The 12,988-nt window shown below is 71.7% G+C and carries 13 protein-coding genes; 5 read left to right on the top strand and 8 right to left on the bottom strand.

What is annotated here, in order from left to right; translation table 11 throughout:
- Nucleotides 1-3: 3 nt before the first annotated feature.
- The 3 genes from G3576_RS14405 to G3576_RS14395 are packed head-to-tail and all read left to right on the top strand — an operon-like array spanning nt 4 to nt 3,354.
- Entirely contained in the window at nt 4-936 is a 933-nt protein-coding gene (locus G3576_RS14405; protein WP_164695110.1) for an AEC family transporter, read from the top strand.
- Entirely contained in the window at nt 933-2,324 is a 1,392-nt protein-coding gene (locus G3576_RS14400; RefSeq protein ID WP_164695109.1) for an amidohydrolase family protein, read from the top strand. Before G3576_RS14405 ends, G3576_RS14400 begins: the two co-directional genes overlap by 4 nt.
- 43 nt (nt 2,325-2,367) lie before the next feature.
- On the top strand, nt 2,368-3,354 hold the full coding sequence (locus tag G3576_RS14395; protein WP_164695108.1) for a Bug family tripartite tricarboxylate transporter substrate binding protein: 987 nt from the start codon (nt 2,368-2,370) through the stop codon (nt 3,352-3,354).
- A 104-nt stretch (nt 3,355-3,458) separates the two neighbouring features.
- Here the strand turns inward: G3576_RS14395 and G3576_RS14390 are convergent, their stop codons facing one another.
- Nucleotides 3,459-4,448, bottom strand: a complete 990-nt coding sequence (locus G3576_RS14390; RefSeq protein ID WP_164695107.1) for a Bug family tripartite tricarboxylate transporter substrate binding protein — start codon at nt 4,446-4,448, stop codon at nt 3,459-3,461.
- Between the two features lie 153 nt (nt 4,449-4,601).
- Between G3576_RS14390 and G3576_RS14385 the strand changes: the two genes are divergently transcribed.
- Entirely contained in the window at nt 4,602-5,348 is a 747-nt protein-coding gene (locus G3576_RS14385) for a maleate cis-trans isomerase family protein (protein WP_164695106.1), read from the top strand.
- Nucleotides 5,349-5,403: 55 nt separating this feature from the next.
- Complete coding sequence (locus G3576_RS14380) at nt 5,404-5,691, top strand: hypothetical protein (protein ID WP_164695105.1); 288 nt, start codon at nt 5,404-5,406, stop codon at nt 5,689-5,691.
- 1 nt (nt 5,692) lies between these two features.
- Here G3576_RS14380 and G3576_RS14375 read toward each other — a convergent pair whose 3' ends face one another.
- From G3576_RS14375 to tsaD, 7 genes are all read right to left on the bottom strand, one after another.
- Nucleotides 5,693-6,472, bottom strand: a complete 780-nt coding sequence (locus tag G3576_RS14375) for an SDR family NAD(P)-dependent oxidoreductase (RefSeq protein ID WP_164695104.1) — start codon at nt 6,470-6,472, stop codon at nt 5,693-5,695.
- 59 nt (nt 6,473-6,531) lie between these two features.
- Nucleotides 6,532-8,361: a molecular chaperone HtpG gene (htpG, locus tag G3576_RS14370; RefSeq protein WP_164695103.1), complete on the bottom strand. Its 1,830-nt coding sequence runs from the start codon at nt 8,359-8,361 to the stop codon at nt 6,532-6,534.
- Between the two features lie 133 nt (nt 8,362-8,494).
- Nucleotides 8,495-9,778 carry a bifunctional enoyl-CoA hydratase/phosphate acetyltransferase gene (locus G3576_RS14365; protein ID WP_164695102.1) on the bottom strand — a complete coding sequence of 428 codons (1,284 nt, stop codon included), beginning with the start codon at nt 9,776-9,778 and terminating at the stop codon, nt 8,495-8,497.
- The gene (locus tag G3576_RS14360) at nt 9,775-10,761 is read right to left on the bottom strand and encodes an NAD(P)H-dependent glycerol-3-phosphate dehydrogenase (protein WP_164695101.1); all 987 of its coding nucleotides are present in this window, start codon (nt 10,759-10,761) and stop codon (nt 9,775-9,777) included. The genes G3576_RS14365 and G3576_RS14360 overlap by 4 nt, the downstream gene beginning before the upstream one ends.
- An 8-nt stretch (nt 10,762-10,769) precedes the next feature.
- Entirely contained in the window at nt 10,770-11,597 is an 828-nt protein-coding gene (locus tag G3576_RS14355) for a 23S rRNA (adenine(2030)-N(6))-methyltransferase RlmJ (RefSeq protein WP_164695100.1), read from the bottom strand.
- 62 nt (nt 11,598-11,659) lie between these two features.
- The gene (locus tag G3576_RS14350) at nt 11,660-11,869 is read right to left on the bottom strand and encodes a YMGG-like glycine zipper-containing protein (protein ID WP_164695099.1); all 210 of its coding nucleotides are present in this window, start codon (nt 11,867-11,869) and stop codon (nt 11,660-11,662) included.
- Between the two features lie 62 nt (nt 11,870-11,931).
- Entirely contained in the window at nt 11,932-12,981 is a 1,050-nt protein-coding gene (gene tsaD / locus G3576_RS14345) for a tRNA (adenosine(37)-N6)-threonylcarbamoyltransferase complex transferase subunit TsaD (RefSeq protein WP_164695098.1), read from the bottom strand.
- Between the last annotated feature and the right edge of the window lie 7 nt (nt 12,982-12,988).

The following is a 12,988-nucleotide window of genomic DNA, read 5'->3' as shown; positions in this document are numbered from 1 at the left end:
CGCATGGGGGGCGTTGTCGAAGTCGTCCTCCCGGTCTTCGCCCTCATCGGGCTCGGTTTCATCGCGGGCCGCCGGGCGCTGCTGCCGCGCGCGGCCTTCGATGGCATGTCGGCCTTCGTCTTCGGCCTCGCCGCGCCCTCCCTCATCTTCCTCGGTGGCACCAGGCCGCATGACAGCGCCGGCGGCGCCGCGGCGGCGCTGCTGACGGGCGGCGTGCTGGTCTTCCTCCTGGCCACCTGGGCGGGGCGGCGCTTCTTCCGCATGGGGCTGTCGGAAGCAGCCCTCTTCGCGCTGGCCTGCGTCTTCGGCAATTCGCTGATGATGGGCGTGCCCATCATCGTCGCGGCCTTCGGCCAGGCCGGCGTGCCGCCCATGCTCGGCATCCTCGCACTTCAGACCATGGTGCTGCTGGGCCTCGCCACCATCGTGACGGAGATGGGGCTGAACGAGCACGCGCCCTGGCGCCGCGTCGCGGTGACGACGGTGCGCGGCGTCGCGCGCAACCCCGTGGTGATGGCGGTGGTGGCGGCGCTGGTTTGGACGACGCTCGGCCTCACCATGCCCGGCCCGATGGAGCGCACGCTGGAACTGCTGGGCAATGCCACGCCCGCCGTCGCGCTCTTCTGCCTGGGCGGCGGCCTCTCCGCCATCAGTGGCCGCGCCGCCTGGGCGGAGACGCTGACCATCATCATCGTGAAGCTGGTGGCGCTGCCCGGCCTGGTCTGGCTGATCGCCATCGCGATCGGCGCGACGCCGATCGAGACCGCCGTCGCGGTGACGATGTCCGCGCTGCCGACCGGCGCCAACGCCTTCATCTTCGCGCGCCGCTACACGATCGGCATGGACCGGTCGGGTGCGGCCGTCGTCATCACCACGGCGCTGTCGGTGCTGACGCTGTCCGCGCTGATCGGCCATTTCAGGGGAGTGCTGCCGTGACCCTCGTCATCGAGCCCGGCTGGGTCTGGGACGCCGACCATGGCCTGCGCCCCGGCCACCATGTCGTCGTCCAGGACGGCGCCATCGCCGATGTCACGCCGCATCGCCCGAGCCTCGACGCCGAGCGTATCGTCGCGCCCGACAGCCTGCTGATGCCGGGCTTCATCAACCTGCACAACCACGCCATGTCCGCGCCGCTCTTCCGCGGCCTGGCGGATGACATCGCGCCGGGCGACCTGCCCGGCCACATCGTCTTCTCCCTCCTCATGCCGCTCGGCGACGTCGCGGCCGCGCTGATGACGGAGGAGGATATCGGCGACGCCGTCGAGATGGCGCTGATGGAGGGGCTGCGCAGCGGCACCACCGGGCTGCTCGACGTCTATCGCGTGCAGCAATGGCCCTTCATCGAGCGTGCGAAGCGCATCGGGCTGCGCAGCTGGTCCTGCCCCTACCTGTTCAGCGAGACGGTCGGCATGGGCGCCGATGGCAAGCCCATCTACACGCCGACCGACAACACCGGCTTCGAGGCCACGCTGAAGCTCTTCGAGCGTTTCGACGAGGGCAGGCACGGCGTGACGCGCGTCGGCTTCGGCCCGCATGGCCCGGACAGCAACACGCCGGAGCTGCTGAAGCGCGTCGATGCCAAGGCGCGGGAGCTCGACACCATCGTCTCCATCCACGCCGCGCAGAACCTGATCGAGATCGAGCGCGTGAAATCCGCGCATGGCACCGGCTCCATCGAGCATCTGCGTCGCCTCGGCCTGCTGCGCCCCGGCGTGGTGCTGGCGCATGGCATGTTCGCCACCGATGAGGAGATGGCGATGATCGCGCGGGAGGGTGCGGCGCTCGCTTCCTGCCCGCTCGCCTTCGCGCGCTCCGGCCGCTTCGTGCCGGTGGCCCGCATGGAAGCCTCGGGCCTCCGGCTCGGCATCGGCACGGATGGCGTGACGCTCGACATGCTGCATGAGATCCGCACCGCCTCCGTCTTCGCCAAGGCGCAGTCCGGCACGCCGCATGGGCTCGCCGCCGTCCGCATCCTCCGCGCCGCGACGCGCGATGCGGCGCTGGCCCTCGGGCGGGACGACCTCGGCCTCGTGGCGCCCGGCGCGCGGGCCGACCTCGTGATGTTCGACCTCGGCTCGTCGCGCTACCAGCCGGTCTGGGATCCGCTGAAATCGCTGATCACCAATGGCAGCGCCTCCGACCTGACGCTGGCGATGGTGGAAGGCCGCGTGCTGCTGCGGGATGGCAAGCCCACCACCGCGGACGCGGCCTCCGTCACCAGGCGCGGCCGCGCCGCGATCGAGCGGGTGTGGCGGGAAGCCGCGAAGCGCGGTGCCATTCCGGCATCGATCGCCGCGCGTTCCGCGATCCCGTTGCAGGGGTAGCGCCGATATCCCTACCCTTCCCGCAACAACGGGAGACCCTGCGATGACGCCTCGCCTGACGCGCCGGCTGCTGCTGGCCGCCACCACGCTGGCCGTGCCTTCCCTGGCGCAGGCCCAGTCGCGCCGGCCGCTCCGCATCGTCATCCCCTTCCCGCCGGGCGGATCGGTGGATGGCCTCGGCCGCGTGCTGGCGGACCGCCTGGCGCCGGTGCTGGAGCAGTCGGTGGTGGTGGACAACCGCAGCGGCGGCGGCGGGCTGATCGGCGCCGATGCCGTGGCCAAGGCGCCGCCGGATGGCACCACGATCGGCGTCATCGGCGCCGCCACGCTCTGCGCCGCGCACTTCCTGCAGCAGACCATGCCCTTCGACGTCGCGCGCGACTTCCGCGCCATCACGCAGATCAGCGACAGCGCCGTGCTGCTGGCCGTGAACACGGAGGTCGCGACGCGTCGCGGCTGGACGGACATGGCGAGCCTGCTGGCCTGGTGCCGCGCCAATCCCGGCGTCTTCAAGGTCTCCCATGCCGGCGCCGCCACCGTCAGCCACCTGACGCTGGCCGCGCTCTCCGCCCAGTCCCGGGCGGAGTTCAACCAGATCCCCTATCGCGGCGGCGCGCAGATGACGGCTGACCTGCTGAACGGCACCATCGAGGGCAGCGCCGACCTGCCGACCGCCCTGGTGCCGCAGCTGGAGGCCGGGCGCATCCGCATCCTCGGCACCTCCTCGGGCCGCCGTCTCGGCATGCTCCCCGCCATCCCCGCCTTCGCCGAGACGGCGGGGCTGGAGGGCTTCGACATCCGGTCCTGGAACATGATCGTCACGGCCGCCGCGACTCCGGCCGCGGAGGTCGAGCGCCTGGCCGCCGCCATCCGCCAGGTGGGTTCGACCCAGTCCTTCAAGGACGCCATGCGCCCGCTCGGCTACGACGCCGTGGTGAGCGACAGCACCGCCGCCGCCGCCGCGCTGATCGTCAGCGAGACCCCGAAATGGCAGCGGCTGGTGGAGGTTTCGGGCGCGCGCGTGAACTGAAGACGGTCCAGGGCCGGCTCGGCCCTGGCCGGGGGTTGCAGGGGGACGGCGTCCCCCTGCGTGCCACGGTTGGTGCAGGGGGACGGCGTCCCCCTGCGGCGCGCTCAATCCGCCGTCGCGCCCACCGCCTGGATCACCGTCCGCCAGCGCGCGCTCTCGGCCGCCATGAACTCCGCGAATTCCACGCGGCCCATGCGCCGCGGCACCGAACCACCCGTCGCAATGCGCTCCCGCAGCGCGGGCTCCTCCATCGCCGCCAGCAGCTCCGTCTCCAGCCGCGCCAGGATCGGCTCCGGCACGCCCGCCGGCGTGCAGAGCCCGAACCAGCCGGTGGAGACGATCTCCACTCCCTGTTGCTGCATCGTCGGCAGATCGGGGAAAGCCGCGACGCGCTCCGCCCCGCTGACCGCGATCGGGCGCATGCGCCCGGCCTGCGCCATCTGCGTCACCGCCGAGATGGACTGGAACAGCATGTCGATGCGGCCCTCGATGAGGTCCGTGTTCATCTGGCCGCTATTCGTATAGGGCAGGTGCTGCATCGGCAGCCCCGTGATCACCTGGAACTGGCTGCCCGCCAGGTGCTGCGAAGACCCCGCGCCGACCGAGCCGAAATTGATCGGCCGGTTCTGCGCCCGCGCCCAGGCGATGAATTGCTGGAGGTTCTGCGCCGGCACCGCCGGCGGGATCACCACGATGTTCGGCACCAGCGCGATCATGCCGACGGCCGCGAAATCCTTCTCCGGGTCGAACTGCATGTTGCGGTACAGCCACTTGTTCGCGGCATTGGCGGCAATGGAGGCCAGCCCCACCGTGTAGCCATCCGGCGCGGCGCGGGCGACCGCCGTCATGCCGATATTCGTCCCGGCGCCAGGCCGGTTGTCCACCACCACGGGCTGGCCGAGTCGCGCCTGCAGTCGGTCCGCGACAAGTCGCGACAGCACGTCGCCGGCGCCGCCGGCCGGGCCCGGGTTGATCCAGCGGATCGGCCGGTTCGGCCAATCCCCCGTGCCCTGGGCCCGTGCCAGGCCGGGCAGCATCATTGCCCCGCCGGCCGCCAGCAAGGCACCACGTCGTGTGACCATGGGCTTCGACATCGTCCTTATGCTCCTGGAACCTTGCCGCGGAGGGTGGGGTTGTATCCCACCCCTGTGCAAGACCGCCAGGACGGTAAATCATCGCCCCGCCGGCCGGCCCCTGCCACACACCGTGGTAGCCTGCCCGCCGGCTTGGCGAATGGAGAGCCTCTGATGGGTGACGTGCTGGGCTGGCGCTGCAAGTTCGGGGTGATGGGCCCCTCCACCAACACGGTGGTGCAGCCGGATTACGACATGATGCGCCCCGCGGGCGTCACCAACCACTACAGCCGCATCTACACGCCGAATGCCGATGCCATCTCCAACGAGACCTTCCTGGCCGGCGCGCGCCTCATCGGCAACAACACGCTCGATGCCGTGAAGTCCGTCATGACCTGCAAGCCCGACCACCTGGTCATGGGCATGTCCGCCGTCACCTTCTTCGACGGCGCCAAGGGGGCCGATGCCTTCGTCAAGCAGGTGGAGGAGGTCTCCGGCCTCAAGATCAGCGTCGGCAGCCATTCCTGCACTGCCGCGATGAACGCCTATGGCGGCGTCAAGAACATCTCCATCATGTCGCCCTACTGGCCCGCCATGAACGAACAGGTGGCGCGCTACTTCACCGACATGGGCTTCACGGTGAAGAAGGACATCGCGCTGCACTGCCCCTCCTGGACCGGCATCGCGGAGGTCACGCCGAAGCAGTGCGTCGAGGCGATCAAGGCCATCGATGGCGACGATGTGGACGCCATCGTCCAGGTCGGCACCAACCTCTCCATGGTGAAGCTCGCCGTGATGGCGGAGATGTGGCTCGGCAAGCCCGTTATCGCCATCAACACCGCCACCTACTGGCATGCGCTCCGCACCATGGGCATCCAGGACAAGGTCGCGGGCTGCGGCCCGCTGCTCGAGCGCTTCTGAAACCAGGCGCCCGCGCCGGCGTTCCGTCTCCGCATCCTTCTGCAGATGGAGAGAGATGGAACGCCGTCGCTTCTTCCTTGCCGGCCTGGCCGGCACGATCGCCGCCCTGACGCGCCCTGCCGATGCGGCGCTGCGCATGCCACCGCCGGAAGTGACGCGGCCGGAGGAGCTGCTGATGGAGGAGTTGGAAGCACGGGTGGAGGAGGCGCAGTACTACCATGCCCCGCCCCCCGGCCATCGCCGCCGTCGCCGCCGCTGCTGGATCGAGGCGCGCCGCGTCCCCTTCCGCGACCGCTGGGGCAATGTCCGCTGGCGCGTCGTGGAGCGCGAGGTCTGCCGCTGACCTACAGGTTCCGCCGCGCCGCCCGCAGGGTCGGCAGACCGATCCCCGTGCCCTGGAACCCGCCATCCACCGCCAGTACCTGGCCGGTGATGTAGGAGGCCCTGTCGCTGGCCAGGAAGAAGATCGCCTCGGCCAGCTCCTCCTCCAGCCCGTAGCGGTTGAGCGGGATGGTGTCGTGGTAGTCGCGCCGGATCTCGGGCGTGTGCACCGCCTTCGCCATGGCGGTATCGACCGGCCCCGGCGCCACCGCATTCACCCGGATGCCGAGGCTGGCGAGTTCCGCCGCCTGCTGCTTCGTCAGATGCGCCAGCGCCGCCTTGCTGGTCCCATAGGCGACGCGCAGCGTGGAGGCGCGCAGCCCCGAGATGGAGGTGATGTTCACCACCGCGCCGCCGCCGCCTTCCGCCATGATCGGCGCCGCCGCCTGCACCATCAGGAAGGGGCCGGTGAGGTTCACCGCCAGCACGCGGTTCCACTCCTCCAGCGTCGTCTCCAGGATCGGCTTGAACACGGCCGTGCCGGCATTGTTCACCAGCGCGTCGATCCGCCCGAATTGGCGCGCCGCGCGCTGCACGGAAGCCGAGACCGCCACCGGATCGGCCACGTCGCAGGCCAGCGCCAGTGTCTCATCGGGCGCCGCGATCTGCGCCATGGCGTCGTCCAGCAGCGCCGCGTCGATATCGAGCAGCGCGACGCGCCACCCCTCCGCCCGGAAGCGCTTCGCGGTGGCGAGCCCGATGCCGCGTCCCGCGCCCGTCACCAGCGCGACAGGTGATGCCATGGTCAAATCCCCCCTGCCCGTCGCGCCATGCTTCCATGGCGCGACGGGTCAGGGAAGCATCACAGCGCCAGCGCCGCCGCGACGCGCTTCGCGAAGCCCACGGGATCCCGCGGCACGTCGCCATCCTGCAGCCGCGCCAGGTCCAGCAGCAGCCCGGCCTCGTCCTTCAGGTCGGCCTCGCCCGCCGCCTTCTCCGCCAGCTTGCGGATCAGGGGATGGCGCGGGTTGATCTCCAGGATCGGCGCCCCCGCCCCCGCCGCGCGGCCCGCGCGCTTCAGCAGACGCTGCATCTGCAGATCGGGGCCGTATTCCGGCGCGGCCAGCACCACGGCGCTGTCCACCAGCCGGTCCGTCGCCCGCACCTCGCTGACATCCTCGCCCAGCGCGTCCTTCACCAGCGGCAGCAGGCGGGACAGATCCGCGGCCTCGCCCTGCTCCGCCGCCTCGCCCGCCACCTTGGAGAGGTCGATGCTGCCCTGGGTGATGCTGCGCAGCGGCTTCTCCTCGAACTTGTCGAGGCGTTCCGGCCAGAAGGCGTCGATGTTCTCCGCCATCAGCAGCACCTCCACGCCCTTGGCGCGGAAGCCCTCGAGCTGCGGGGATTGCGCCAGCGCGGCCGCGTCGTCGCCGGCGAGGTAGTAGATCGCCTCCTGCCCCTCCTTCATCCGCGCCACGTAGTCGGCCAGCGTGGTCCAGCCTTCGACGGCCGACGACTTGAAGCGCAGCAGCCCCGCCAGATCCTTGCGGTGCTCGCTATCCTCCCAGACGCCTTCCTTCAAAATGGAGCCGAAATTCTCGTAGAACTTCGTGTAGGCCTCGGCATCCTTGGCCTTCGTCTTCAGCTCGGAGATCACGCGGTTCGTCACCGCGCGGCGGATGCGCGCCAGCACCGGCGTCGCCTGCAGCATCTCCCGCGACACATTGAGCGGCAGGTCCTCGGTGTCCACCACGCCATGCACGAAGCGCAGCCAGGGCGGCAGCAGCTCGGCCTCGTCGGTGATGAACATGCGCCGCACATGCAGCCGCACCTTGCTCTCCCGCTCCCCCTCGACCGCCTGGAAGGGCTTCATGCCGGGGATGAAGAGCAGCGCGGTGAAGTCGATCTGCCCCTCGGCCCGCCAATGCAGCGTCGCCCAGGGCTCGTCGAAGACATGGCCGAGATGGCGGTAGAACTCCGTGTAGCGCTCCGCCGTGATCTCCGACTTCGGCTTGCGCCACAGCGCCGTGCCTTCGTTGGCCGGCTCGTCCTTCCCGTCGCGCGCCACGGTGATGGGGATGGTGATGTGGTCGGCCCATTTCCGGATGATCGACTGCAGCCGGAAGGGCTCCAGGAACTCCGTCGCATCCTCCTTGATGTGCAGCACGATGTCGGTGCCGGCTTCCGCCCGCTCCGCCGGCGCCAGCGTGTATTCGCCGCGTCCGTCGGAGGCCCAGAGCCACGCCTCCTCGCTGCCCGCGCGGCGCGACGTCACCTCGACCCGGTCCGCCACCATGAAGGCGGAATAGAAGCCGACGCCGAACTGGCCGATCAGGCTCGGCTTGTCCGCCGCCTGGCTTTCCGACAGCGACTTCGCGAAGGCCAGCGTGCCGGACCTGGCGATGGTGCCGAGGTGCTGCGCCAGATCGGCCTTGCTCATGCCGATGCCGGTGTCGCTGATCGTCAGGCGCCGCGCCTCCTTGTCCGGCACCACGCGCAGGCTGGCATCGCCCGGCAGCATCAGGGTGGGGTCCGACAGCGCCTCGAACCGCCGGCGGTCCACGGCATCGGCCGCATTGGCGACCAGCTCGCGAAGGAAGATCTCGCGCTCGGAATAGAGGGCATGGACGACGAGATCGAGAAGGCGCCCCACCTCGGCGCCGAATTCATGCCGTTCCACGGTCTCGCTCACGATGATGTCCCCTTTGGTGAGAAGTATGGGCGGGCGGCGATATGCGCGCGCGGCAGGAGGGTTTCAACCGCGGGGGAACGCTGTTCCCCCGCACCCCCTTGCCAGGGGCGAGACGCCCCTGGACCGTCTCGAATCAGGCTGCGACCAGGCGCAGCAGTGCCGCCGAAGCCAGGCGGCTGTTGGCGTCGTCGCTGCGGCTCGTCAGCGCCATGGGCACCCGCAGGCCGAGCACGATGCCAGCACTGGCCGCGCCGCCCAGCAGCGCCAGCTGCTTCGCCAGCATGTTGCCCGACTCGATATCCGGGCAGACCAGCACATCCGCCCGGCCCGCCACCGCACTGACGATGCCCTTGGTCCTGGCCGCCTCCAGGGAGACCGCATTGTCGAAGGCCAGCGGCCCATCCAGCACGCCCCCCGCGATCTGCCCGCGATCCGCCATCTTGCAGAGCGCCGCGGCATCCAGCGTGGACACCATCTTCGCCGTCACCGTCTCCACCGCCGAGAGCAGCGCAATCCGCGGCAGCTCCACCCCCATCGCCGCCGCCAGCCCGATCGCGTTGCGGATGATGTCCGCCTTGGCGTCGAGGTCGGGGGCGATGTTGATGGCGGCGTCGGTGATGATCAGCGGCCGCGGATAGAGCGGCGCATCCATGACGAAGCAATGCGACACGCGACGCTCCGTGCGCAGCCCCGCCTCCCGCGCCAGCGCCGCCCCCATCAGCTCATCCGTGTGCAGGCTGCCCTTCATCAGCGCCGCCGCACGGCCCTGGCTGACCAGCCGCACCGCCTCCTCCGCACTGGCATGGCTGTGGGGGGTCGGCACGATCTCGATGCCCGAGAGGTCCAGCCCCTCCGCCGCCGCGCGGATGCGCGCCTCCGGCCCCACCAGGATCGGCGCGATCAAGCCGTGCCGCGCCGCCAGCAGTGCACCGCGCAGGCTCTCCCCGTCGCAGGGATGGGCAACGGCGGTCGGCACCGGCGGCCGCCCCACGCAACGCGCGAGCATGGCCGCCAGCAGCCGCCGCGGCTGCGTGCCGAAGGGCCCCGTCAGGTCGCCATGCCGCTCCAGCGGTTCCGTCAGCTCCGCAATGCCCGTCAGGATCGGCTCGCCCCCGGCATGCCGCACCGCGCAGCGCAGCCGCACCACGCCGGGGTTCGTCGGTGCCTCGACCTCCGCCGAAATGACGACCTCGTCGCCCTCCGCCAGATGGCCACTGAACGAAAAATCCTCCCGCAGCAGGCGGCAGCCCGGGCCGGGCAGGCGCGTCAGCAGCAGCCGCGTCATCAGCGTCCCCGCCGCCCGCACCGCCAGCGCGGGATCGTCGGACCCGATCAGCGCCGCCACCGGCGCGAGTTCGGAGGCCAGCACGCGATGGGTGACGCTGTCGCGCGTTCCCGGCGGGAAGAGGCTGCTCATTCATCCCTCCGCGGTCGCGCCAGCAGCCTGCCCATCGCCTCGGCCACCGTGAGCCTCCCCGCCAGCAGATCGGCCACCGCCGCGCCGATCGGCAGTTCCACCCCCGCCGCCGCCGCCCGCGCGACGAGGGCCGGCGCCGTCGCCACGCCCTCCGCCACGCTGACCCGCGCCGCCAGCACCGCCTCCAGCGTCGCACCCCGGCCGAGTTCGATGCCGAGCGAGGTGTTCCGGCTGCCCGGCCCCGTAGTCGTCAGCAGCAGGTCGCCGAGCCCCGAGAGCCCCGCCGCCGTCTCCGCCTTCCCGCCCAGGGCCACCACCAGCCGCGACAGCTCCGCCAAGCCGCGCGTCACCAGCGCCGCCCGCGCATTCTCCCCGAGCCCCGCGCCGATCACCGCCCCGGCCGCGATGGCGATCACGTTCTTGGCCGCGCCGCCGACCTGCACGCCCATCGGGTCATCCCCGCCATAGAGGCGGAAGCCCGCAGTCCCCAGCCGCTCCGCCGCCAGCCCCCGCAGCCCCGCATCCCGGCTGGCGATCACGGCCGCCGCCGGCAGCCCCTTCGCCACCTCATGCGCGAAATTCGGCCCGGAGAGCACGGCCGCAGCGGCGCCGGGCCGCACCTCCTCCAGGATTTCCAGCGGCAGCTTCAGCGTCCCCCGCTCCACCCCCTTGGTGCAGACCACCAGGGGCGCGCCGGTATCCGGCAGGGCCGCGAGCGTCGCGCGGAGGTGCTGCGCCGGCACCACCAGCAGCCAGAGATCGGCGCCGTCCAGCGCCGCGGCCTCCGCCGTCACGCTAACCGCCGGTTCCAGCGCCACGCCAGGCAAATAGCGTTGGTTCTCTCGCGCCGCCGCGATCGTCGCCGCCCTTCCCGCATCCCGCGCCCAGAGCGTGACGGCATTCCCCGCCCGCGCCGCCTGCTGCGCCAGCGCCGTCCCCCAGGCGCCCGCGCCGAGCACCGCGATCCGGCCCGTTCCTGCCATGCTGGTCCCTATTCCGGCGTCACGCGGGTGACGCCCGCGCCGGCCCCATCCTCGCCGCGCGCGAGGCGCGGCAGCAAGCGCGCCAGGATGACAGCGGCCTGCTCCTCGAAGCCGAAGGGCGCATTGGCCACCAGCAGCCCGCAGCCATTCAGCCGCGTGGGGTCGACGGGTTCCCGGATGACGATCTCGGCGGCGACGCAATCCGGCGCGGCGGCATCCTGCAGCGCATGGTGGAAGGCGCGGACGGGCGCGCGGTGCTTGATGGGATACCAGGCCGCGACGATGCCGGCGCGGAAGCGGTGGCGCAGCCGGGCGATGGCCTTGGCCAGGCGGTCGAACTCGCCGTCCTGCTCGAAGGGCGGGTCGATCAGCACCAGGCCGCGACGCTCCGGAAAGGGCGTCAGCGCCTCGATCGCCTCCCAGGCATCGCGCTTGTGGACCGCAACCTGCGCGTCGCCCCGGTAGCGCGCGCGCAGCGTCGCATGGTCCTCGGGATGAAGCTCGCAGAGAACGAGCTGGTCTTGCGGCCGCAGCAGCGCCCGGGTGATGGCGGGAGATCCCGGATAGGCCGCCGGGTATCCCAGCGCCTCCACAGTCCGTAGATAATCGGCCAGCGCCGGGTCATCCGCGCCGGAAACGCGCCCGATCCCATCCCGCCACTCCCCCGTCCGCTGGGGTTCCGGTGCGGAAAGGTCGTAGGCCCCGATGCCCGCATGGGTGTCGAGCACCCGGAACGGCTTCGGCTTGGCCAGCAGCCCACGCAGCAACGCCACCAGCAGCGCATGCTTGGCGACGTCGCAGAAATTCCCGGCATGGAAGGCGTGGCGGTAATTCACGCCGGGGGGCTAGCGCCGGGGTGGGGTCGGCGCAAGCCGACCCCACCCCGGTCAGGCACGTATCACCGCGCCGTCACGGCCCCGCCCACCGCGCCGAGCCCGCCGCCCACCAGGGCGCCCGTGCCCGCATTGCCCGAGAGCGAGCCCACCGCCGCGCCGGCGCCGGCGCCCAGCAGGCCGCCGCTGACCGCCCGGCTGCCGGGCGAGGACCCGCAGGCCGCGACGCCGAGCGCCAGGGCCATGACCATCATGAATCGAGGGGCGAAACGCATCGGCGTATCCTCCATAACTGTCCGCCCCTGCAACGCCCCTTGCCGCGCTTGGCTCCCGCCGCTCACACGGGGGTGACAGAGAGGTCGGAAAGCGGCCAGCGCGGCCGTGGCGCGTGGTCCAGCGCCTCCGTCAGCCCCGCCCGCAGCCGCTCGATCCCCGCCCAGGCGATCATGACGGCATTGTCGGTGCAGAGGCGGATGGGCGGCGCCACCAGCGGCAAGCCGGCCCTGCCCGCCACCGCCGTCAGCGCCGCGCGGATGCCCTGGTTGGCCGCGACCCCGCCCGCCACCACCAGCGCCGTCGCATCCGGCACCATGGCCAGCGCATGCGCCGCGCGGTCCGCCAGCGTCGCCGCCACCGCCGCCTGGAACCCGGCCGCGAGGTCCGCCCTCCCCTGCTCGTCCACGCCCTTGGCCACGATGTTCGCCACCGCCGTCTTCAGCCCGCTGAAGGAGAAGTCGCAGCCCGGCCGCCCCAGCAGCGGCCGCGGCAGCACGAAGCGGGTCGGGTCGCCGGACGCCGCCAGCCTTTCCAGATGCGGCCCGCCCGGCCAGGGCAGGCCCATCAGCTTGGCCGATTTGTCGAAGGCCTCGCCCACCGCGTCATCCAGCGTGGTGCCGAGCCGCACATGCCGGCCCACCCCCTCCACCTTCACACACTGGCAATGCCCGCCCGACAGCAGCATCAGCAGGTAGGGAAATTGCAGCCCGCCGGCGAAAACCCCCGGCAGCCGCGGCGTCAGCGCATGCCCCTCCAGGTGGTTGATGCCGAGGTAGGGGACCCCCGCCGCCAGCGCGATGCCCTTGCCGAGCGTGGCGCCGACGATCAGCCCGCCGATCAGCCCCGGCCCCGCCGTCGCCGCCACCGCCGCCAGGTCCCCCGGCCCGACGCCCGCCTCCCCCATCACCCGCCGCACCAGCCCGGGCAGGTGGGCGAGGTGCGCCCGCGCCGCGATCTCCGGCACCACCCCGCCATAGGGCGTGTGGTCCTCCAGCTGGGAGAGCACGGCCTCCGCCAGGATGGTCCCATCCGCCCGCAGCAGCGCCGCCGCCGTCTCGTCGCAGGAGGATTCGAGCCCCAGCACCACGTCGCTGTCCCGCAGGGGCCGCATGGGTTTC

Origin of the sequence: Falsiroseomonas algicola, from assembly GCF_011040385.1 — a bacterium.
GTDB lineage: Bacteria > Pseudomonadota > Alphaproteobacteria > Acetobacterales > Acetobacteraceae > Falsiroseomonas > Falsiroseomonas algicola.
Note: the sequence above shows the minus strand (reverse complement) of the source record. Positions and strands in the feature narration are given on the sequence as shown.

Coding starts and splice junctions, on each gene's coding strand:
- G3576_RS14380 (WP_164695105.1), top strand. CDS start 5,404: ATGGAACGCCGTCGCTTCTTCCTTGCCGGCCTGGCCGGCACGATCGCC.
- G3576_RS14405 (WP_164695110.1), top strand. CDS start 4: ATGGGGGGCGTTGTCGAAGTCGTCCTCCCGGTCTTCGCCCTCATCGGG.
- G3576_RS14350 (WP_164695099.1), bottom strand. CDS start 11,869: ATGCGTTTCGCCCCTCGATTCATGATGGTCATGGCCCTGGCGCTCGGC.
- tsaD (WP_164695098.1), bottom strand. CDS start 12,981: ATGCGGCCCCTGCGGGACAGCGACGTGGTGCTGGGGCTCGAATCCTCC.
- G3576_RS14395 (WP_164695108.1), top strand. CDS start 2,368: ATGACGCCTCGCCTGACGCGCCGGCTGCTGCTGGCCGCCACCACGCTG.
- G3576_RS14385 (WP_164695106.1), top strand. CDS start 4,602: ATGGGTGACGTGCTGGGCTGGCGCTGCAAGTTCGGGGTGATGGGCCCC.
- G3576_RS14360 (WP_164695101.1), bottom strand. CDS start 10,761: ATGGCAGGAACGGGCCGGATCGCGGTGCTCGGCGCGGGCGCCTGGGGG.
- G3576_RS14390 (WP_164695107.1), bottom strand. CDS start 4,448: ATGTCGAAGCCCATGGTCACACGACGTGGTGCCTTGCTGGCGGCCGGC.
- G3576_RS14375 (WP_164695104.1), bottom strand. CDS start 6,472: ATGGCATCACCTGTCGCGCTGGTGACGGGCGCGGGACGCGGCATCGGG.
- G3576_RS14365 (WP_164695102.1), bottom strand. CDS start 9,778: ATGAGCAGCCTCTTCCCGCCGGGAACGCGCGACAGCGTCACCCATCGC.